Raw genomic sequence first — 20,245 nt, 5'->3', positions numbered from 1 at the left:
CCCCATGCGAACCGGCGGGAAAGATCACCGGTCCCGCACCGGATCGCGCGTCGCCGACCCCGCCGCCCCACGGCGTCGACGCACGGACCAGTGCGGACCAGTGCGGACCGTCAACTCTCCCCCGCCTCCCACACGGACACCGACACGTCCCCGACCCCTTGCACGACCTCGACCGAAAGGACACCGACCGGTGCGGGATACACCTTCTCCGTCACGGCCACTCGCTCGTCCCAGAACGCCTCGATCAAGGGCCCGTCGACGCATACCCGGAGCCGCCCACCCGGCCCGCCGGACGTAGCCGCCGTCACCGTGGGCGTACGTCGGTACGGGTGCACGGCCGACGCCGGCGCGGCCGTGCGGTCCAGCGTCAGCAGTCCCCGCGTGGGATTGACCCGCAGCTCGACCGTGGGCCCGAGACGCACGGCGACCTCGGTGTCCGGCTGAGCCACGGAGACATCGACCTGGACCTCGTACGCCGGGGGAAGCTCGTCCCCGGCCGGGACGGCGCGCCCCCGCAGCCCGTACAGCTCCCGCGCGGGCGCCACCCGCAGGGAACCGTCCGCATGCACCCCGACCTCCCGGGGGTGCGTGAGGCATCCCGCCCAGCCGGCCGTCACGCACTCCGCCTCGGTGCGTGACTCCCAACTCCAGCCCCAGACGAGGTTCCTGTCGTCCTCGACGAGCGCGGTCGACGCATAGCAGTCGCGACCGTGGTCGAAGACGCCGCCCGTCGTCGGGACGAAGCGCAGCGACTCACCGTCCGCCGCCCGCAGTTCGCCGGTCAGGTACGCCGTCGTGTACGTCACGCCGTCGATCCACAGGGACAGCAGCAGCATCTGTCTGCCGTCCCCCGTGGGCAGCAGCGCCGGGCACTCCCAGGCAGTCGCAGGCATCGCGTGCCGTGCGGCGACGGGGTCGGTGCCGTCGAGGAGGGAGCCGACGTAGGTCCATTGCGTCAGGGCGTCGACACGGTAGAGGAGCACGTCGGGGCGGCTGTCGCGGTGACCGGCACCGATGACCGCCCAGCGGCGTCCTTCGTGGGTGAAGAGGTACGGGTCCCGGAAGGCGATCAGGTCGAGGCCGGGCGGTGGTCCGGGGACGGCTGGATGCGGTTCGGCCTTGAAGGTGCGGATGTCCGGGTCGACGGAGTGGGCCAGCATGACCGAACCGATTCCGTCGTCGCGGTCCATGCCGGTGTACACGGCGGTCGGGACTCCGTCCTCGACGACCGCGCACCCGGACCAGGCGCCGAGCGCATCGGGGCTGCCCGGGGTGGGCGCGAGGGCGATGCCGTGGTCGGTCCAGCGCACGAGGTCGGGGCTGGAGGCATGGGCCCAGTGGATGTCGCCCCAGACCGCCGCGTGCGGGTTGTGCTGGAGGAAGAGGTGGTAGCGGCCGTTGTGGAAGAGCGGGCCGTTCGGGTCGTTGCACCACTGGCCGGCGGCGGGCCGCACGTGGAGGCGTGGGACGTCCCGGTCGACGGGTGGGTGCGGGTGTGCGGTCCGGTCGGCCATGGCGGCAGCTCCTCGAACTTCTCCGGGTGGAAACCTTGATTCGGGGAACCTAACACGTGATAGTTACACAGCCCTAGCACGTGTCAGGACTAGTGCTCAGGGCATTGGGTTCGGGCTCGTTGTCGGCCGTGGCAGGCCGGACTCGCGGCGCGCGACGGCTACGGCGGTCACCGCGGCACGGCGGTGCAGCGGTGCAGCGGTGCAGCGGTGCAGCGGTGCAGCGGGCCACCGAATCTCATCGACCGATGTGGGAGCTCCGAGTGGGGCTCGGACGTCCGGCATCATGGCCGGGCGCCAGAGGCGCAAGGGAGCGCAGCAGATGACCGACCAGTTCACCGGGTCCGGACCCGGGCCCGGACCCGACCGGACGGCGGGCACCGCAGTCCCCGGGGCGGGCCGACGGCGGCTGAACTTCAGCCTCGTCAGCGCGGCGCTCTTCATGTTCTTCGTGACCTGGTCGCTGTCCTGGTCCCTCTTCTCCATCTGGCTGACGCAGGACATCGGTCTCTCGGCGGGCCGCAGTTCCCTGGTCATCAGCGCCAACGCCATCGGCTGCCTGATCACGATGCCGCTCTACGGCTACGTCCAGGACCGGCTCGGTCTGCGCAAGAACCTCCTGTACTGGATAGCGGGGCTCATGCTGCTCGTGGGCCCGATGTACATCTATGTGTACGGGCCGCTGCTCAGAGCGCAGTTCGCGCTCGGGCTAGTCGTCGGCGCGGCCTACCTCGCGATGGCGTTCGCGGTCGCCGTGGCCACGCTGGAGAGCTACGCGGAACGGCTCGGGCGGTTCCACGGCTTCGAGTTCGGGCGGGCCCGGATGTTCGGTTCGCTGGGCTGGGCGGCGGCGACGTTCTTCGCGGGCCGTCTGTTCAACGTCGACCCGCGGCTCAACTTCTGGGCCGCCTCCGTCTCCGCGGCCGTCTTCCTCGTGCTGATCGTCTCGATCCGGGTGACGGGCGGGCGCAGGTCCGCCGCCGTGGACGAGGCAGCCGCCACGGTCTCCCTCACCGACGTGAAGGCGCTGCTGCGCCTCCCGGCCTTCTGGGGGCTGCTGCTCTTCGTGGTCGCGGTGACGGCGACGTACAACACCTACGACCAGATGTTCCCCTCCTACTTCGCCTCGCTCTTCGGGACAGCGGACGAAGGGAACCGGATGTACAGCGACCTGAACTCCGTCCAGGTCTTCCTCGAAGCGGGCGGCATGGCCCTCGCCCCGTTCCTGGTGAACCGGCTCGGTCCGAAGAGGTCGTTGCTCCTGTCCGGCTGCATCATGGCCGCGCGCATCGGCCTGTCCGGTCTGGTCACGGACCCGGTCGCGATCTCCGCGGTGAAGCTGATGCATGCCGCGGAGCTGCCGATCATGCTGATCGCCATCTTCAAGTACATCAACCTGCACTTCGCGTCTCGGCTGTCCTCCTCGATCTATCTGGTGGGTTTCCAGCTCGCGGCGCAGCTCGGTGCGGCGATCATCTCGCCGCTGGCGGGCATCGGCTACGACTCGGTCGGCTTCGCTCCCACGTATCTGCTGATGGCGGGGACGGTGGCCGTGTGCACGGCGATATCGGTGCTGACTCTGCGGCCTGACGCCAAGGCGTTGCCGTCCGCTGCGTTGCCCGATACCGCCCTCGACGTGCCCGTTTCGGTGCCGGAGGTGCCCGCGTCGGGGAGGCGTGGTGCCGCGCAGCCGGTGAAGCTCTAGCCTGCCCCGGGGTGACCGCTGCGCGCGTCGTCGCCGCCGGCCCCTGAACGTCCCGCATCGCCCGTTCGCCGTCCGAGAGGAACCACCGTGATAGTCGTCGCCGGAGAGGCCCTGATCGACCTCGTCCCGCAGGGCGCGAGCCCCGACGGCGGTCCGGCCCCCGAGCTGCCCGCCCTCGCGCCTCGGCGTGGCGGTGGCCCGTACAACACCGCTGTCGCGCTCGGTCGGCTCGGCTCCTCCGTGGGGTTCTGCTCACGCGTGTCACGGGACGCCTTCGGTGTGGCGCTGCTCGACGGGCTGCGTTCGGCCAGGGTCGACGTGTCCTCGGTGCAGCGCGGCGACGAGCCGACCACGCTGGCCGTCGCGTCCATCGGTTCCGACGGCTCGGCGGGTTATTCCTTCTACGTGGAGGGGACCGCCGACCGGCTGTTCGCCGTACCGGACGGGCTTCCGGCGGGCACGCGGGCGGTGTCGTTCGGCACCTGCTCGCTGGTCCTGGAACCGGGAGCGACCGCGTACGAGGAGGTCATGCGGTCGGCCGCCGCCCAGGGGGTGTTCACTGCGCTCGATCCGAACATCCGGGCCGGCCTGATCCCGGACCCGGACGCCTATCGGGCCCGCTTCAAGAACTGGCTGCCGTCCACCGCGCTGCTGAAGCTGTCCGAGGAGGACGCGCAGTGGCTCGGCGGGAATCCACAGGAGTGGCTGGCGGCCGGGCCGGCCGCGGTGGTGATGACGCGCGGCGGGGACGGCCTCGCCGTCTTCACCCGGGACGGCGGCGAGTACTCCGTGCCCGGCGAGCGAGTCGACGTCGTGGACACGATCGGCGCCGGTGACACCGTCAACGCGGCGCTCCTGCACGGCCTTTCGCTGCAGGACGCCCTCTCCCCCGCGGCTGTCGCCGCGCTGGACGGTGACGGCTGGGCGCGGCTGCTGCGGTTCGCGGCCCGTGCCGCGGCGATCACCTGCTCGCGTGCGGGTGCCGAGCCGCCGTACGCGTCCGAGGTCGGCGCCCTGTGAGCCCACCCCTGCCCGGGCGCCGGGGTGCGGGTGGGCCGTCGGCCCCGCTCACCCGCTGACCGCGCGAAGGGCTCCCGGCGTACGGCCGTTGAGCCGGTCCAGGGCCGTCGTCGTGGCGTCGTCGGCCGGCAGGTGGACCAGGATCGTCTGGGCATCGACGTCCGGCAGCGACAGCGTCTCGTGCAGCAGACGCAGCGTGCCGACCTCGGGGTGGGTCACCAGGTCGTGTCCGGTGCGCCGGGGTGGCGCGGGCGGCGCGGCCATCCGGTCGACGAAGGGCGCGCCCGCGGTCACGGTCAACTCGTCGATGAGCGCGGCGACATGGGTGTCCTGGAGCGGTGCTCCCTGCCTGAACCGGGTCACCTGGTCGTCGGCCACGCGGTCCCAGTCGGGATAGGCGGTGTGGGCCCGCTCGTCGGTGAACACGTAGCGGACCATGTTCGGCCGTTCGCCGTCCAGGATGCCGAGGGGTCCGGCGAAGCGTGTGTAGCCCTCCGTGTGGGCGAGGATGTCGCCGACCCAGTTGATCAGTACGGCGGGGGTCGGTTCGAGACGGTCGAGCAGGGCACGGACGGCGGGCCGCACCGCGTGCGACGGCGCCGAGGCTCCCGAGCAGAACACGGCGTCGTCCCCGCTCGCCTTGGCCAGGCGGCGGAGCAGCATCCGCTCGTCCATGGGGAGGTGCAGGGCGTCGGCGAGGGCGCCGAGGACCGAGGGCGAGGGATGGCGGTCACGCCCCTGCTCGAGGCGGGTCAGGTACTCCACGCTGATGCCGGCCAGGGTGGCCAGCTCGGAGCGGCGCAGACCGGGGGTGCGCCGCCGCGGGCCCGCGGGCAGCCCCACGTCGGCGGGCGTGACCGCTTCCCGGCAGGTGCGCAGATACGTCCCCAACTCGTTGTCCGTCACTCCTCGAACGTACCAAGGCGGCGCCGGCTGATCGTGGCCCTGCCACTACCAGTCTCGGCTCGGCCTTCCTCGCCCCTCACCGACGGCACAGGCTGGAGCCATGGCTGACAACAACTCCTCGCTCACCGACTCCCCCACCGCGACGGCGACGTCGACCGCCGCGCTGCCGATCGCCTCCGGCGACTGGGTGCTCGACCCGCTGCACTCCGCGGTGAACTTCACGATCCGGCACCTCGGTATCGCGAAGGTGCGTGGCCGCTTCTCGGAGGTGGAGGCCGCGCTGTACGTCGGCGAGACGCCGGCCGACGTGCGGGTGACGGCCACGATCTCGCTCGCGTCGATCGACACGGGCAACGCGGACCGGGACGCGCACACCCGCTCCGCCGATCTGCTGGACGTGGAGCGGCGTCCGACCATGGTGTTCCGCTCGACGGGGGTGAGCGGTTCGGGCGAGGACTGGTCCCTGGTGGGCGAGTTGACGATCGGTGACGTGACGCGTCCGGTGACGCTCGACGTGGAGTTCGGCGGCGTCGTCGACGTGCCGATGGACGGGAGCCGGCACGCCGGTTTCGAGGCGACGGGTGAGATCCGGCGCAGCGACTTCGGGCTCGACTTCGGCGGCGGGATGCTCGGTGACGTCGTGAAGATTCAACTGGACATGGAGTTCGTGGAACCCCGTGAACCGCAGGGCCAGGCCGGCTGATCGTTGAACGCACGGCGCCCCGCGGGAAGTTCCCGCGGGGCGCCGCTTCCGTGTCCGACGGGTCAGGCCTTGCGGGCCCGGCTCGTCGTCTTCTTGGCGGCCGTCGTCGACTTGGCCGTCTTGGCCGCCGACTTGGCGGGCGCCTTGCCCTGCGTCGTCTTCGCCGCCGAAGTGGCCTTCTTCGCCGTCGACTTGACCGCGGGCTTGGCCTTCGCCGTGGCGGTCTTCTTGGCCGGGGCCTTGGTCGCCGCCACCGTCTTCTTCGCCGCCGACTTCCGCGTCCGCGCCGCGGGCACCGCCGCGTCGCTGACCCGGTCGGCGCCGAGGACGTCCCGGAGGAACTTGCCGGTGTGGCTGGCCGGTACGGCCGCGACCTCTTCCGGGGTGCCTTCGGCGACGACGATGCCACCGCCGCTGCCGCCCTCGGGGCCCATGTCGACGATCCAGTCAGCGGTCTTGATGACGTCGAGGTTGTGCTCGATGACGATCACCGAGTTGCCCTTGTCGACGAGGCCCGACAGCACCGTGATGAGCTTGCTGATGTCCTCGAAGTGCAGACCGGTGGTCGGCTCGTCGAGCACGTAGACCGTGCGGCCCGTGGAGCGCTTCTGCAGCTCGCTGGCGAGCTTCACGCGCTGTGCCTCGCCGCCGGACAGGGTCGGTGCGGACTGTCCGAGACGGACGTATCCGAGACCCACGTCGTTCAGCGTCCTGAGGTGACGGGCGATCGCGGGGACGGCCTCGAAGAAGTCGAGGGCCTCCTCGATGGGCATGTCCAGGACCTCGGCGATGGACTTGCCCTTGTAGTGGACCTCCAGGGTCTCCCGGTTGTAGCGCGCGCCGTGGCAGACCTCGCACGGGACGTACACGTCCGGCAGGAAGTTCATCTCGATCTTGATGGTGCCGTCACCGGAGCAGTTCTCGCAGCGGCCACCCTTGACGTTGAAGGAGAAGCGCCCCGGCAGGTAGCCGCGGACCTTCGCCTCGGTCGTCTCGGCGAACAGCTTGCGGACGTGGTCGAAGACACCGGTGTACGTCGCCGGGTTCGACCGGGGCGTCCGGCCGATGGGCGACTGGTCGACGTGCACGACCTTGTCGACCAGGTCGTCGCCGTCCACGCGCGTGTGCCGGCCGGGGACGGAACGCGCCCCGTTCAGCTCGCGGGCCAGATGTGTGTAGAGGATGTCGTTGACCAGCGTGGACTTGCCGGAGCCGGAGACACCGGTGACGGCCGTGAGGACGCCCAGCGGGAACGAGACGTCGATGTCCCGGAGGTTGTTCTCCTTCGCGCCGTGCACGGTGAGGCGGCGCGACGGGTCGACGGGGCGCCGGATGTCCGGGAGCGGGATCGACTTCTTGCCCGACAGGTACTGACCGGTCATCGACTCGGCGTTCGTCAGCAGTTCCTTCAAGGGACCGCTGTGCACGACCTTGCCGCCGTGCTCGCCCGCGCCGGGGCCGATGTCCACGACCCAGTCGGCGACCTTGATGGTGTCCTCGTCGTGCTCGACCACGATGAGCGTGTTGCCCATGTCGCGCAGGCGCACGAGTGTCTCGATCAGGCGGTGGTTGTCGCGCTGGTGGAGACCGATCGACGGCTCGTCCAGGACGTACAGGACGCCGACGAGGCCGGAGCCGATCTGGGTGGCGAGCCGGATGCGCTGGGCCTCGCCGCCGGACAGGGTGCCGGCCGCGCGGTTCAGCGACAGGTAGTCGAGGCCCACGTCGACCAGGAAGCGAAGCCGCTCGTTGACCTCCTTCAGGACGCGCTCGGCGATCTTCTTGTCGCGCGCGTTCAGCGTGAGCTCGCTCAGGAAGTCGGCGCAGTCGCTGATGGACATGGCCGAGACCTCGGCGATGGACTTCCCCATGACCGTGACGGCCAGGACGATCGGCTTGAGGCGCGTGCCCTCACAGGTGGGGCAGGGCACCTCGCGCATGTAGCCCTCGAAGCGCTCGCGGCTCGCGTCGGACTCGGCCTCGCTGTGGCGGCGCTTGACGAACGGGACGGCGCCCTCGAAGGGCGTCGTGTAGACCCGCTCGCGTCCGTACCGGTTGCGGTAGCGGACCTCGATCTGGGTCTTGTGGCCGTAGATGAGCGCCTTCTTGGCGCGCTGCGGCAGGCCCGCGAACGGAATGTCCGTCCGGAAGCCGAGGGCGTCCGCCAGGGCTCCGATGAGGCGCCCGAAGTAGTCCTTGGTGTGGCCGTGCGACCACGGGTGGATGGCGCCCTCGTCCAGCGACTTGTCCTCGTCGGGAACGATCAGCTCGGGGTCGACCTCCATGCGCGTGCCGATGCCCGTGCAGTCGGGGCAGGCGCCGAAGGGCGAGTTGAAGGAGAAGGAGCGGGGCTCCAGCTCTTCGAAGGACAGGTCGTCGTGCGGGCAGTACAGGTGCTCCGAGTACATGCGCTCGCGCTCCGGGTCGTCCTCGGGGAGGTCGACGAAGTCGAGCACGACCATGCCGCCGGAGAGGCCGAGCGCGGTCTCCACGGAGTCGGTCAGGCGTCGCTTGGCGGAGTCCTTCACCGTGAGGCGGTCGACGACCACCTCGATGGTGTGCTTCTCCTGCTTCTTCAGCGTGGGCGGCTCGGAGAGCTGGATCGTCGCGCCGTCCACACGCGCGCGGGAGTAGCCCTTGGTCTGCAGATCGCTGAAGAGGTCGACGAACTCGCCCTTGCGCTCGCGCACCAGCGGCGACAGAACCTGGAAGCGGCTGCCCTCGGGCAGCTCGAGGACCTTGTCGACGATGGCCTGCGGCGACTGGCGTGCGATGGGGCGGCCGCACTCCGGGCAGTGCGGCTTGCCGATGCGCGCGAAGAGCAGGCGGAGGTAGTCGTAGACCTCGGTGATGGTGCCGACCGTGGAGCGCGGGTTGCGCGAGGTCGACTTCTGGTCGATCGAGACGGCCGGGGAGAGGCCCTCGATGAAGTCGACGTCCGGCTTGTCCATCTGGCCGAGGAACTGGCGGGCGTACGACGACAGCGACTCGACGTACCGGCGCTGGCCCTCCGCGAAGATCGTGTCGAACGCGAGCGAGGACTTTCCGGAGCCGGACAGACCGGTGAAGACGATGAGGGAGTCGCGCGGGAGGTCGAGCGAGACATTCCGAAGATTGTGCTCGCGCGCGCCACGGACGATGAGACGGTCGGCCACGCCGGTCCGCACCTTTCTGGAGAGATGTGACAGGGGCGGGGCCCCCGTCTCCCGAGGTCTGACTTTCGAGGACGAGCCGGGCGGGATCTCGGGAGAAGCCGCTGGAGAAGTCCTGAGAAGGCTGTCCTTCGAAGACTAGAGGGAGCCACTGACAGCGCCGGTTGGTTTCCCTGGTTGGTAACAAACCCCGACCACCAAGAATGCCCGATGCCGCGAACGAGCCTATAGCACGTACATTCGATTTTGGCGCGGGGTCGGCCACCTTCACCCGAACGTGTGGCCCCGCTATCGTCGGCGCCATGATTGATCATGTACGCGACCTGCTGTCTGTACGCGAAGCGACCGACCGGCTGCTCGCCGCGGTCAGCACCCTGGACAACGCCGCTGTGACCGAGCCGTCACGGCTTCCGGGCTGGAGCCGTGGTCACGTGCTCGCCCATCTGGCCCGCAACGCGGACGCGCTGGTCAATGTCCTCGAGGGCCGGCCCATGTACGTGAGCGCGGACGCCCGCGACGCCGACATCGCCCGGGACGCCCCGCGCGGCCTGCGCGAGCAGGTCGAGGACGTGCACGACACCGCGGAGGGGTTCCAGCGCCTGGGGGCCGTCGACGCGGACTGGTCGCGCACGGTGGAGCTGCGCAACGGCGTGACCGACGCAGCCTCCCGCGTCCCCTTCCGCCGGCTCGCCGAGGTCGAGCTGCACCACGTGGACCTGGGGATCGGCTACGAGCTGGAGGACCTCCCGGCGGACTTCACCTTCCGTGAGATCGACTTCCTGGCCGAGCGGTTCACCGGCCACAAGGACGTGCCCTCGCTCTCGCTGACCACGGATGCGGACCGCACCTGGACGACGGGCGGCGCCGACAGCGGACCCCTCGCGGTCCGGGGCCGCCCCGCGGACCTCCTCGGCTGGCTCTGCGGCCGCCGCGAGGGCACCGCGCTGACCGTGGACGGGGGCCTGCTGCCCGCTCTGCCCCCGCTATAGGCTGAGCCCATGACGTACAGCGGAGCGGTGAAGGTCGGCGGGCCGGCGGACGTGCACGAACTGCGGGACCTGATGATCTCCAAGGTCGCGGTCGGGCCGATGGACAACAACGCCTATCTGCTGCGATGCCGCGCGACCGACCAGCAGCTGCTGATCGACGCGGCGAACGAGCCGGAGACGCTGCTGCGCCTCATCGGTGACGACGGCATCGGATCCGTCGTCACCACCCACCGCCACGGCGACCACTGGCAGGCGCTCGCCGAGGTCGTGGGCGCGACCGGCGCGCGCACGTACGCGGGGCGCGACGACGTCGAGGGCATCCCGGTGACGACGGACGTCGCCGTCGCCGACGGGGACACGATCGAGTTCGGCCGGATCTCGCTCACGGCACGCCACCTCGTGGGACACACGCCGGGCTCCATCGCGCTCGTCTACGACGACCCGCACGGCCACCCGCACGTCTTCACCGGCGACTGTCTCTTCCCGGGCGGCGTGGGCAACACGTGGAAGGACCCGCAGGCCTTCGAGAGCCTCATCGACGACGTGGAGTCGAAGATCTTCGCCCCGCTCCCGGACGAGACGTGGGTCTATCCGGGGCACGGGAACGACACGACGCTGGGTGCCGAGCGCCCCCACCTCCAGGAGTGGCGCGCGCGAGGCTGGTGAACAGCCACACGGTTCAGGCCTGGGTGGTGCCCGGTGCGGCGAGGAACGCGACGCGCTCGACCGCGAACGCGTAGCCCTGGACGCCGCATCCCGCGATCACTCCGTCGGCGCGGTGCGACACGTAGGAGTGGTGCCGGAACTCCTCGCGCTGGTGGATGTTGGAGATGTGGACCTCCAGCACGGGCAGGCCGTCACAGGTGTTGAGCGCGTCGAGGATCGCCACGGACGTGTGCGAGTAGGCGGCGGGATTGATGACGATGCCGACGTGGTTCTCGCGCGCTTCGTGGATCCAGTCGACCAGTTCGCCCTCGTGGTTGGACTGCCGGAAGTCCACGGTGGCGCCGTGTGCCGCGGCGGCCTTGACGCACAGCGCCTCGACGTCGGCGAGGGTGTCGGTGCCGTAGATCTCCGGCTGACGCTTGCCCAGGAGGTTCAGGTTCGGGCCGTTCAGAACCATGATCGGGGCGGTGGCGAGGGTGTGCGGCACAGAGGGCCTCCGTAGGTCGGGCAGTTGCTCCCTGAGGGTCTATCACGGGCTCTTTCGGGACGGGCGCCCGCCTCTCGGCCTCCCGCGCCCCACGACGCACCCTCGTACGCCCCCGTAACCAGCGGCGATCACGGGTAGTTGCCGCGACATGCGCACCACTCACCGTCCGTCACTGACGCGGCTCGCGGCGGCTTCACTGGCCGGCACCGCCATCGAGTTCTTCGACTTCTTCGTCTACGGCACCGCGGCCGCGCTCGTCCTCGGCCCGCTGTTCTTCCCGACCTTCTCGCCGCTCGCGGGGACTCTGGCCGCCTTCGCGACATTCGGAGTGGGCTTCGTGGCGAGGCCTCTCGGTTCCGTCCTGTTCGGGCACATCGGGGATCGCCGGGGCCGACGCCCCGTGCTGGTGGGATCGCTGTTGCTGACGGGCGCGGCGACCGTGGCGGTCGGCTGCGTGCCTACGTATGCGTCGATCGGCGTGGCCGCTCCCCTGCTGCTTCTTCTGCTGCGCTTCCTTCAGGGGCTCGGGCTCGGCGGCGAGTGGGGCGGTGCGGTGCTGCTGACCGCCGAGCACGCGCCCGCCGCGCGGCGCGGCCTGTGGGCGAGCCTGCCGCAGATCGGCCCTTCGGTGGGGTTCCTGCTGGCCAACGGGATCATGCTGGCGCTGTCGGCGACGCTCACGGACGCGCAGTTCGCGGCCTGGGGGTGGCGGGTGCCGTTCTGGGCGGCCGGAGTCCTGGCGCTGATCGGGCTCTGGCTGCGCAGCTCGTTGGTGGAGAGTCCGGCGTTCCTCTCGGTGCGCGAGCCCGCGCGCCTGCCGCTCGCCGAAGTCGTGCGCGGGCACTGGAGGTTGGTGCTCCTCACCGCGGGCGCGCTGTCCGTCGGGTACGCGATCTTCTACTCGGTCACGACCTGGTCGCTCGCCTACGGAGTGGAGCGGCTCGGCGTGAGCCGCTCCACGATGCTCGTCTGCATCATGGCGGCCGTCGTCATCAAGGGGGCGCTGACTCCGGTCGCGGCCCTGCTCGGCGACCGGTACGGACGTCGGCCGATGTGTCTGACGGGGTCCGCGGTGGCGGTGGTGTGGATGGTGCCGATGGTCGCCCTACTGACCACAGGGGAACCGCTGTTGATGTTCCTGGGGTTCCTGGTGGCGCTGCTCGCGTTCATCACGATGTTCGCGGTGATCGCCGCGTATCTGCCGGAACTGTACGAGCCGCGGGTCCGTTGTACGGGTGCGGCAGTCGGTTACAACTTGGGTGGTGTGCTGGGCGGGGCGCTGACGCCGATCGTGGCGACGGCGCTGGCCGGTGGTGGAGCGGGGGTTCCATGGGGTGTGGGGATGTATCTGGCGGGGATCGCGGCGCTGAGCCTGGTGTGTTTCGCGCTGCTGCCCGAGACGGCGCCCGCGCGGGTGGCGCAGGAGCCCGTCACGGCGTGACGGCGAGCTCGATGTACGCGGCGAGGATCACGAGATGGACGCCGCCCTGGAGCGGTGTGGCGCGGCCGGGGACGATCGTGAGGGTGCTGACCACCATGGTCAGCGCGAGCAGCACCATGTGGGTGGCGCCGAGACCGAGGATGAGCGGCCCCGACAGCCAGAACGAGGCGATGGCGACGGCCGGCACGGTCAGACCGATGCTGGCCATCGCGGAGCCGAGCGCGAGGTTGAGGCTGGTCTGCACCCGGTCGCGGCGGGCCGCGCGCAGGGCCGCGATGGTCTCCGGCAGCAGTACGAGCAGCGCGATGATCACGCCGACGACGGCGTGCGGCATACCGGCCGCCGCCACACCCTGCTCGATCGTCTTCGAGACCCCCTTGGCCAGACCGACGACGGAGATCAGGGCGAGCCCGAGCATGCCGAGGCTGATCAGGGCGGTGCGCGTGGTCGGCACGTCGGCGTGGTCGTCGGCGTCGATGACCTCGCCGTGCTTGGTGATCGGCAGGAAGTAGTCGCGGTGCCGGACGGTCTGCGTCGCGACGAAGAGCCCGTACAGGACGACCGCTGAGACGGCCGAGAAGACCAGTTGGGAGGTGGAGAACTCCGGGCCCAGTTTGCTGGTGGTGAAGGTCGGCAGAACCAGGCAGAGGGTCGCGAGCGTGGCCACGGTCGCGAGGGCGCCGCCGGTCCCCTCGGACTGGAAGATCGCGACGCGGTGGCGGAGCGCGGCGGCGAGCAGACTGATGCCGACGATGCCGTTGCAGGTGATCATCACTGCGGCGAACACCGTGTCCCGGGCGAGTGTGGCGCTCTTGTCGCCTCCGTCGGCCATCAGGGTGACGATGAGGGCGACTTCGATGATCGTGACGGCGACGGCGAGCACCAGGGACCCGAAGGGTTCGCCGACCCGGTGGGCGACGACCTCGGCGTGGTGGACGGCGGCGAGCACGGACAGGGCGAGGACGACGGAGACGAGGACCACCACGGCGGCCGGCAGATCGCGCCCCCAGGTGAACCCGAGCAGCACGATCGCCAGGACCGGGACGGTGGTGGTCCACCGGGTGGCCACGGCCCGGAGTCTGGTGATCATGCATCGATGGTGCCCGGGGTGGAGTGGGGGCGCGACTTCGCAGCCGTGCCGGCAGCGGCCGGACCGGCCTCACTTCAGTTCACGCGTGTCCTTCAGGTCGCAGTTGGTGAAGGCCGGCGGGCGCGTACAGAGGGCGGAGAGCTGCTCGTTGAGCCTGGCGACCTCGGGGCGTTCGTTGCTGCGCATCGCGTCGTCGTAGGACTCGAACTCGATGATGGCGAGGTAGCGGCCCGCCGTGTCCCGGTCCTTGAGCAGGATGCGGTGCGTGGGGCCGCCGGGGGTGCCGGACATCTGCTGCTCGAACCGGTCGAGGAGCTCCTGCATCTCGTCCATCCGCTGGGACTCGAAGTCGATGATCTGGACGAACTTCTGGCTCATGGGGTGTGCTCCCGTCGTGCTGTCGCGCCCCGGGGCCGGGGCGCGCTCACAGCACAAGCAAGCACCGGGAGACGCACGCGGCAATCAGCCGCGCGCTCCTCCCGGTGCTGGTAATTCCTACGCCGTGTGGCGTCAGGCCTCGATGCTGTCCTTCTGAGCCTTTTCGGCCGCGTCCCGCTCGGCCTGCTTCTTGGAGGCGATCAGGCTGGTGATCGTGGTGATGACCAGCACGCCGCAGATGACGGCGAGCGAGACCGGGATCGAGATCTCCGGTACGTGCACCCCGGACTCGTGCAGCGCGTGCAGGACCAGCTTCACGCCGATGAAGCCGAGGATCACCGACAGGCCGTAGCTGAGGTGGACCAGCTTCCTGAGCAGACCGCCGATGAGGAAGTACAGCTGGCGCAGACCCATCAGGGCGAACGCGTTGGCCGTGAAGACGATGTACGGGTCCTGGGTCAGGCCGAAGATCGCCGGGATCGAGTCCATGGCGAACAGCACGTCGGTCATGCCGATGGCGAGCATGACGACCAGGAGCGGCGTCATGACCTTCTTGCCGTGCTGCACGATGAAGAGCTTCGTGCCGTGGTACCGGTCGGCGACGCCGAACTTCTTCTCGATGGACTTCAGGAGGCGGTTCTCCTCGAAGTCCTCTTCCTCCTCGTCCGCCATGGCCTCCTTGATGAGCTTCCATGCGGTGTAGATGAGGAAGGCACCGAAGAGGTAGAAGACCCACGAGAAGCTCGCGATGATCGCGGCGCCCGCCGCGATGAAGATCGCCCGCAGGACGAGGGCGATGAGCACGCCGAACAGCAGCACACGCTGCTGCAGGTGGGTCGGCACGGAGAACTTCGCCATGATCAGGATGAAGACGAAGAGGTTGTCTACGCTGAGCGACTTCTCCGTGATGAAGCCGGCGAAGAACTCGCCGCCCGCCTGGCCGCTGCCCCAGATCATGATGCCGATGCCGAAGAGCACGGCGAGCACGATCCAGACGATCGTCCAGATACCGGCTTCCTTGATCGACACGTCATGGGGCTTGCGCCCGATGAAGAAATCGACCGCGATCAGGGCGCCCAGACCAAGAATGGTCAGCACCCACAGGGTCATTGAAACGTCCACTGCGCCTCCGGCGTCGTACGGCTACTGATCAGCGTCGTCGCTGCCGGAGGTCTCTTCCACCCGGGCGCCGAACCGCGCCTCGGGCCGACGCCCCGGGATCGACGGCCATCGGGCCGGTCGTCCGTATTGACGGGAACGCCGCATGCAAGGGAGTACTCCCCTCCGCGTCAAGAAGAGTACCCGAAAGGCCCATGAAAGGTAAAGGTTTCAGTAAAGAAGTCCCCAAGTCTGCAGGTCAAAGGCCCCTTGCGCGACGGGCGTCCGCTACCTCCGCAAGCACCTGCCGGAGGATCGCGCTGCCGTCCGGGACGGTCGGCGGCTCGTACGTCCAGGCGTGCCCCACCCAGGGGTCCGCGAGGTGGTCGTCGGGCACCGGCGTCAGCCGCAGCAGGGCGCGCCACAGCGGGTCGAGGAGCGGTCCGTACTCGGCGGCGTCCTCCCGGTCGGCGACCAGCATCAGGTGCACGCCGACCTGTGGGCCCTCGTCCGCGAGGTAACGCAGTCGGGTGACGGCCCGGTCGTCGAAGCCGTGCGGGAAGTCGTGCACGATCAGGAGCTGCTCGGCGACGTCCAGATCGGGCGGCAGCGCGTCGGCGGCGCCGGCCCTGACCGCCATCTGGACGAGGTCGACGCGCTCGGTGAGCCGCGTCAGCGTCTCGCTGACGCCCGCCGCTCCCCTGGCCACCGGGCTCGCCAGGACACCGGCCTCGACCAGCGGTGCGAGCGCGCCCGCGGCCGTGCCCGCCGGGTCGACGACGTGCACGCTGAACTCGCCCGCCGGATAGGCCGCGAGCAGCCTGGCCGCATGGATGACCGCGGTGTGCGCGGCGCGGGCCCGCAGTTCGTCGGCGTCCGTCAGGGCGTCACCGGCGGAGGCTCCCGCGTCGATCCACAGGCCGCGCTCCAGCGGCAGCCGTACGAGCATCGGGATGCGCAGGCCCGCCGCCTCGCTCTCGGGCAGCCTCAGATCGCCCAGGCGGACGGCCATGGGGATCTCCATGGGGCTGCGGTAGGCGTGCCAGCAGGGGTTGTCCCATCGCGCGTACGCGGCGGGGAGCGCGGGCTCGACGACGTCGGACTCGGCGACGAGCTGGGCGACGTCCCGGTCGAGGGCCTCCCTGGCCCGGTCGACGAGGGCGCCGTGCTTGGCCCGGGCGGCCTCGCGCGCCGCGTCGCCCTGCCCGCCGATGCGGCTGCGCGGGTCGGAGAGGACGTGATCGAGCTCCTGCTCCATGCGGGAGTCCGCGAAGTCGACGGCGCTGCGGTAGGCGGCGGCCGTGCGGGCGAGGTCCTCGAACATGCCCCACACCTGGTTGTACAGCCGCTCCTCCATGGACCAGCCCGTGGCGTCGCCCGCGACGGGAACGGCCGGCCGGCCCGGCTCCGCGGGCTGTGCCGTCGGTGGCGGCGGGGGTGCCTGACGGCCTGGGTGCGAGTAGTCGATGGGTCCGTCGCCGCCCGGCCGGCCGGCCGGGGCGGGGGCGGACGACGGCAGGGCGCCCGCTGCCTGGCCCGCCGTGGCCGCCGCGCGGACCTGGGCCTCGTCCGTGGCGCGCGGCGGGGGCGCCACCGCGCGGGCCAGGCCCTGGGCGACGGCGTCGTGGATGGTGCCGGCCAGCGCGTGCGCGTCCGTGAGGCCCTGGTCGGCGAGGAGCGCGGCGAGCCCGTCCGCGTAGCCCTGGCCGATCGCGCGCACCTTCCAGGCGTCCTGCCTGCGGTACAGCTCCAGGGCGACGACCGCCGACTCCGTGTCGAGGTCGGTGATGGTGTAGCTGGCCACCTCGGTGCCGTCGAGGCCGGTGACCGCGACGAAGGGGGCCGCCACCGCGCCGAAGCGGGTCGGTCCCCCGGTCCCGACGGGCAGCGCGAGGAGCACCGTGATCCGGTGCACGTCCTGCGGCATCGCGTCCAGGTCGACGGCGAGGCGGTGGTCGGACGCGGCCTGGCGCGGGACTTCGAGCCCGGGCAGCGCGGGCGCGCCGGGGTGGGCGACGCGCTGTGTGCCGTGCACGGTGCCCCGGTCGTCGGCGAGCGTGGCGCCCGCGACGACCGGGCGGCCGGCCGACACCCGGATCTCCAGACGGGTCTGGGTGAGGGGGTGGTTCTGACCCCTCACCAGCTCGGCCGCCATCGCGGGCCCCGCTACAGGCCGGGCAGGATCGCGGGCATGAGGTCCTGGAACGTGCGGCCGTTCGCCGCGGTGCCCAGGGCCGTCATCTTCCAGCCCGGGCCGTCCCGGTGGACCTTGGCCATGATCTGCGCCGTGTACTGCCCGCCGCCGTCCAGCGTGTAGCGCGCGAGCTCCTGGCCGTTCGTCTCGTCCACCAGTCGGCAGAACGCGTTCTGCACTTCCTGGAAGGTCTGGCCCGTGAAGGAGTTGACCGTGAAGACGATCTGGTCGATGTGGACCGGGACGCGCGCGAGGTCGACGAGGATCGCCTCGTCGTCGCCGCCCTGGCCCGCACCGCCGACCAGGTTGTCACCGGTGTGCCGGACGGAGCCGTCGTCGCTGACGAGGTGGCGGAAGAAGACCACGTCCACGGGCTGCTTGTCGGCGAAGAGGACCGCGGACGCGTCGAGGTCGATCTCGCGCGTGCGGGTGCCGAACAGTCCGCGTCGGGGGGCCGCCTGCCAGCCCAGCCCCATGCGCACGGCGGTGAGGGTGCCTCCGCCCTGCTTCTCCAAGCTGATGGCCTGACCCTTGGTCAAGTCGATGCCCACGCGCTGTCCCCTCTCGGACCGTCCCCTGTTGCCGCGGGTGTCCGCGGTTGGTCAAACCCTAGAGGGCGGCACTGACAGCGCCGCCACCGCGGGCGGGGTTTTGTGGCGGTCTTGCAACACACCCTCGCCGCCCCGCCCGTCGGGGCAGGTCAGGCGATGCCTGCCTCCTTCATCTGCCGCAGCTCCTTCTTCATCTCCGACACCTCGTCACGCAGCCGTGCCGCGATCTCGAACTGGAGGTCGGCAGCGGCCGCCCGCATCCGCTCGGTCAACTCCTCGATCTGCTCGGAGAGTTCGGCCGCGGGACGGTCCGTGGGAACGGTCTCCGCCGCCTTGCCGCGCTTCTTCTTGCCCGTGTCCGCCTTGCCGAGCGACGGGACGGGGGCCTTGGCGCCCTTTCCGTCCTTGCCGCCCTTGCGGTAGCCCGTGCCGAGCAGTTCCTCGGTGTCGACGTCCTCGCGGGCGATGGACGCCACGATGTCGTTGATTTTCTTGCGCAGGGGCTGCGGGTCGATGCCGTTCGCCTCGTTGTACGCGATCTGCTTCTCGCGGCGGCGGTTCGTCTCGTCGATGGCCTTCTCCATCGCCGGAGTGATCTTGTCCGCGTACATGTGGACCTGCCCCGACACGTTACGAGCGGCGCGGCCGATCGTCTGGATCAGGGACGTGCCGGAGCGCAGGAAGCCCTCCTTGTCGGCGTCGAGGATCGCCACCAGGGAGACCTCGGGAAGGTCGAGGCCCTCGCGCAGCAGGTTGATGCCGACCAGGACGTCGTACTCACCCGCGCGCAGTTCGCGCAGCAGCTCCACGCGGCGCAGGGTGTCGACGTCGCTGTGCAGGTAGCGCACCTGGATGCCGAGCTCCAGGAAGTAGTCCGTGAGGTCCTCGGCCATCTTCTTGGTCAGCGTGGTGACCAGGACGCGCTCGTCCTTCTCGGTGCGCGTGCGGATCTCGTGCACCAGGTCGTCGATCTGCCCCTCGGTGGGCTTGACGACGACCTCCGGGTCGACGAGGCCGGTGGGGCGGATGATCTGCTCGACGTAGCCGTCGCCACGCGCGAGCTCGTAGTTTCCGGGCGTCGCCGACAGATAGACGGTCTGGCCGATGCGCTCCTGGAACTCCTCCCACTTCAGGGGGCGGTTGTCGAGCGCGGACGGCAGCCGGAAGCCGTGGTCGACGAGGGTGCGCTTGCGGGAGGCGTCGCCCTCGTACATGGCGCCGATCTGCGGCACGGTGACGTGCGACTCGTCGATGACCAGGAGGAAGTCGTCCGGGAAGTAGTCGAGCAGCGTGTTCGGCGGGGAGCCGGGCTCGCGGCCGTCGAAGTGCATCGAGTAGTTCTCCACGCCCGAGCAGGAACCGATCTGGCGGAGCATCTCGATGTCGTACGTCGTGCGCATGCGCAGGCGCTGGGCCTCCAGCAGCTTGCCCTGCTTCTCCAGGGTCGACAGACGCTCGCCGAGCTCCTTCTCGATGTCGTTCACCGCGCGCTCCAGGCGCTCGGGGCCCGCCACGTAGTGGGACGCGGGGAACACGTACAGCGAGTCGTCGTCGCTGATCACCTCGCCGGTGAGCGGGTGCAGCGTGGAGAGCGCCTCGATCTCGTCGCCGAACATCTCGATGCGGACCGCGAGCTCCTCGTAGACCGGGAAGATCTCGATGGTGTCGCCGCGCACCCGGAAGGTGCCGCGCTGGAACGCCAGGTCGTTGCGCGTGTACTGGATGTCGACGAAGCGACGCAGCAGGTCGTCGCGGTCGATCTCGGCGCCGACCTTCAGGGGGACCATGCGGTCCACGTACTCCTGCGGCGTGCCGAGGCCGTAGATGCACGAGACGGAGGCGACCACGATGACGTCCCTGCGGGTCAGCAGCGAGTTCGTCGCGGAGTGGCGCAGGCGCTCCACCTCCTCGTTGATCGAGGAGTCCTTCTCGATGTACGTGTCGGACTGCGGGACGTACGCCTCGGGTTGGTAGTAGTCGTAGTACGAGACGAAGTACTCCACCGCGTTGTTCGGCAGCAGCTCGCGGAACTCGTTCGCCAGCTGGGCGGCCAGCGTCTTGTTCGGCGCCATCACGAGGGTGGGGCGCTGGAGCTTCTCGATCATCCACGCCGTGGTGGCGGACTTTCCGGTGCCGGTCGCGCCGAGCAGGACGACGTCCTTCTCGCCTGCTCGGATGCGCTTGTCCAGCTCGGCGATGGCCGCGGGCTGGTCACCGCTGGGCTGGTACGGACTGACGACCTCGAAAGGTGCCACCGTGCGTTCGATCTTGGATACGGGCCGCATGGAATCCACCGTACGACCCACCACTGACAACCGGGCCGGAACCCGTGCCGCGCCCGGCTCCCGGGCCCC

The 20,245-nt window shown here is 70.2% G+C and carries 16 protein-coding genes; 6 read left to right on the top strand and 10 right to left on the bottom strand.

Annotated features, from left to right (window positions below):
• Positions 1–110 precede the first annotated feature (110 nt).
• A complete protein-coding gene (locus M4J07_RS37395; protein ID WP_255979694.1) occupies positions 111–1,514 on the bottom strand; it encodes a glycoside hydrolase family 32 protein in 1,404 nt (467 codons plus the stop codon).
• A 319-nt stretch (positions 1,515–1,833) separates the two neighbouring features.
• On the opposite strand from M4J07_RS37395, the gene M4J07_RS37390 reads away from it, so the two are divergent.
• The gene (locus M4J07_RS37390) at positions 1,834–3,216 is read left to right on the top strand and encodes an oligosaccharide MFS transporter (RefSeq protein ID WP_255979692.1); all 1,383 of its coding nucleotides are present in this window, start codon (positions 1,834–1,836) and stop codon (positions 3,214–3,216) included.
• Positions 3,217–3,303: 87 nt separating this feature from the next.
• Positions 3,304–4,236 carry a carbohydrate kinase family protein gene (locus M4J07_RS37385; protein ID WP_255979690.1) on the top strand — a complete coding sequence of 311 codons (933 nt, stop codon included), beginning with the start codon at positions 3,304–3,306 and terminating at the stop codon, positions 4,234–4,236.
• A 48-nt stretch (positions 4,237–4,284) separates the two neighbouring features.
• Here M4J07_RS37385 and M4J07_RS37380 read toward each other — a convergent pair whose 3' ends face one another.
• Positions 4,285–5,142 carry a helix-turn-helix domain-containing protein gene (locus M4J07_RS37380; protein ID WP_255979688.1) on the bottom strand — a complete coding sequence of 286 codons (858 nt, stop codon included), beginning with the start codon at positions 5,140–5,142 and terminating at the stop codon, positions 4,285–4,287.
• 100 nt (positions 5,143–5,242) lie between these two features.
• On the opposite strand from M4J07_RS37380, the gene M4J07_RS37375 reads away from it, so the two are divergent.
• Positions 5,243–5,845: a YceI family protein gene (locus tag M4J07_RS37375; protein ID WP_255979686.1), complete on the top strand. Its 603-nt coding sequence runs from the start codon at positions 5,243–5,245 to the stop codon at positions 5,843–5,845.
• Positions 5,846–5,907: 62 nt separating this feature from the next.
• Here M4J07_RS37375 and uvrA read toward each other — a convergent pair whose 3' ends face one another.
• Positions 5,908–9,000, bottom strand: a complete 3,093-nt coding sequence (gene uvrA / locus M4J07_RS37370; protein WP_255979684.1) for an excinuclease ABC subunit UvrA — start codon at positions 8,998–9,000, stop codon at positions 5,908–5,910.
• Positions 9,001–9,299: 299 nt separating this feature from the next.
• On the opposite strand from uvrA, the gene M4J07_RS37365 reads away from it, so the two are divergent.
• Together M4J07_RS37365 and M4J07_RS37360 are read left to right on the top strand one after the other, a co-directional pair.
• Positions 9,300–9,986, top strand: a complete 687-nt coding sequence (locus M4J07_RS37365) for a maleylpyruvate isomerase family mycothiol-dependent enzyme (RefSeq protein ID WP_255979682.1) — start codon at positions 9,300–9,302, stop codon at positions 9,984–9,986.
• Between the two features lie 9 nt (positions 9,987–9,995).
• A complete protein-coding gene (locus M4J07_RS37360; protein WP_255979680.1) occupies positions 9,996–10,652 on the top strand; it encodes an MBL fold metallo-hydrolase in 657 nt (218 codons plus the stop codon).
• A gap of 13 nt (positions 10,653–10,665) precedes the next feature.
• On the opposite strand, the gene aroQ is transcribed toward M4J07_RS37360, so the two are convergent.
• Complete coding sequence (gene aroQ, locus M4J07_RS37355) at positions 10,666–11,139, bottom strand: type II 3-dehydroquinate dehydratase (RefSeq protein WP_255979678.1); 474 nt, start codon at positions 11,137–11,139, stop codon at positions 10,666–10,668.
• Between the two features lie 172 nt (positions 11,140–11,311).
• Between aroQ and M4J07_RS37350 the strand changes: the two genes are divergently transcribed.
• Positions 11,312–12,580, top strand: coding sequence for an MFS transporter (locus M4J07_RS37350; protein WP_255979696.1), 1,269 nt, complete (start codon positions 11,312–11,314; stop codon positions 12,578–12,580).
• On the opposite strand, the gene M4J07_RS37345 is transcribed toward M4J07_RS37350, so the two are convergent.
• The 6 genes from M4J07_RS37345 to uvrB form a co-directional block, all read right to left on the bottom strand.
• Complete coding sequence (locus M4J07_RS37345; protein ID WP_255979676.1) at positions 12,570–13,670, bottom strand: calcium:proton antiporter; 1,101 nt, start codon at positions 13,668–13,670, stop codon at positions 12,570–12,572. The two genes, M4J07_RS37350 and M4J07_RS37345, sit on opposite strands and share 11 nt — an antisense overlap.
• Before the next feature lie 69 nt (positions 13,671–13,739).
• Positions 13,740–14,048 carry a hypothetical protein gene (locus tag M4J07_RS37340; protein ID WP_255979674.1) on the bottom strand — a complete coding sequence of 103 codons (309 nt, stop codon included), beginning with the start codon at positions 14,046–14,048 and terminating at the stop codon, positions 13,740–13,742.
• A 132-nt stretch (positions 14,049–14,180) separates the two neighbouring features.
• Positions 14,181–15,170, bottom strand: coding sequence for a TerC/Alx family metal homeostasis membrane protein (locus M4J07_RS37335; protein WP_255979672.1), 990 nt, complete (start codon positions 15,168–15,170; stop codon positions 14,181–14,183).
• 235 nt (positions 15,171–15,405) lie between these two features.
• Complete coding sequence (locus M4J07_RS37330; RefSeq protein ID WP_255979670.1) at positions 15,406–17,301, bottom strand: TerD family protein; 1,896 nt, start codon at positions 17,299–17,301, stop codon at positions 15,406–15,408.
• Positions 17,302–17,312: 11 nt separating this feature from the next.
• On the bottom strand, positions 17,313–17,879 hold the full coding sequence (locus tag M4J07_RS37325) for a TerD family protein (protein WP_305128678.1): 567 nt from the start codon (positions 17,877–17,879) through the stop codon (positions 17,313–17,315).
• Positions 17,880–18,040: 161 nt separating this feature from the next.
• Positions 18,041–20,176: an excinuclease ABC subunit UvrB gene (gene uvrB, locus M4J07_RS37320; protein ID WP_255979666.1), complete on the bottom strand. Its 2,136-nt coding sequence runs from the start codon at positions 20,174–20,176 to the stop codon at positions 18,041–18,043.
• Between the last annotated feature and the right edge of the window lie 69 nt (positions 20,177–20,245).

The organism is Streptomyces longispororuber (assembly GCF_024448165.1).
Lineage (GTDB): Bacteria > Actinomycetota > Actinomycetes > Streptomycetales > Streptomycetaceae > Streptomyces > Streptomyces longispororuber_A.
Note: the sequence above shows the minus strand (reverse complement) of the source record. Positions and strands in the feature narration are given on the sequence as shown.

What these genes read in the sequence shown, in the direction of transcription:
- M4J07_RS37360 (WP_255979680.1), top strand. Translation starts at nt 9,996, where the DNA reads ATGACGTACAGCGGAGCGGTGAAGGTCGGCGGGCCGGCGGACGTGCAC.
- M4J07_RS37390 (WP_255979692.1), top strand. Translation starts at nt 1,834, where the DNA reads ATGACCGACCAGTTCACCGGGTCCGGACCCGGGCCCGGACCCGACCGG.
- M4J07_RS37375 (WP_255979686.1), top strand. Translation starts at nt 5,243, where the DNA reads ATGGCTGACAACAACTCCTCGCTCACCGACTCCCCCACCGCGACGGCG.
- M4J07_RS37330 (WP_255979670.1), bottom strand. Translation starts at nt 17,301, where the DNA reads ATGGCGGCCGAGCTGGTGAGGGGTCAGAACCACCCCCTCACCCAGACC.
- uvrB (WP_255979666.1), bottom strand. Translation starts at nt 20,176, where the DNA reads ATGCGGCCCGTATCCAAGATCGAACGCACGGTGGCACCTTTCGAGGTC.
- M4J07_RS37340 (WP_255979674.1), bottom strand. Translation starts at nt 14,048, where the DNA reads ATGAGCCAGAAGTTCGTCCAGATCATCGACTTCGAGTCCCAGCGGATG.
- M4J07_RS37395 (WP_255979694.1), bottom strand. Translation starts at nt 1,514, where the DNA reads ATGGCCGACCGGACCGCACACCCGCACCCACCCGTCGACCGGGACGTC.
- M4J07_RS37365 (WP_255979682.1), top strand. Translation starts at nt 9,300, where the DNA reads ATGATTGATCATGTACGCGACCTGCTGTCTGTACGCGAAGCGACCGAC.
- M4J07_RS37345 (WP_255979676.1), bottom strand. Translation starts at nt 13,670, where the DNA reads ATGATCACCAGACTCCGGGCCGTGGCCACCCGGTGGACCACCACCGTC.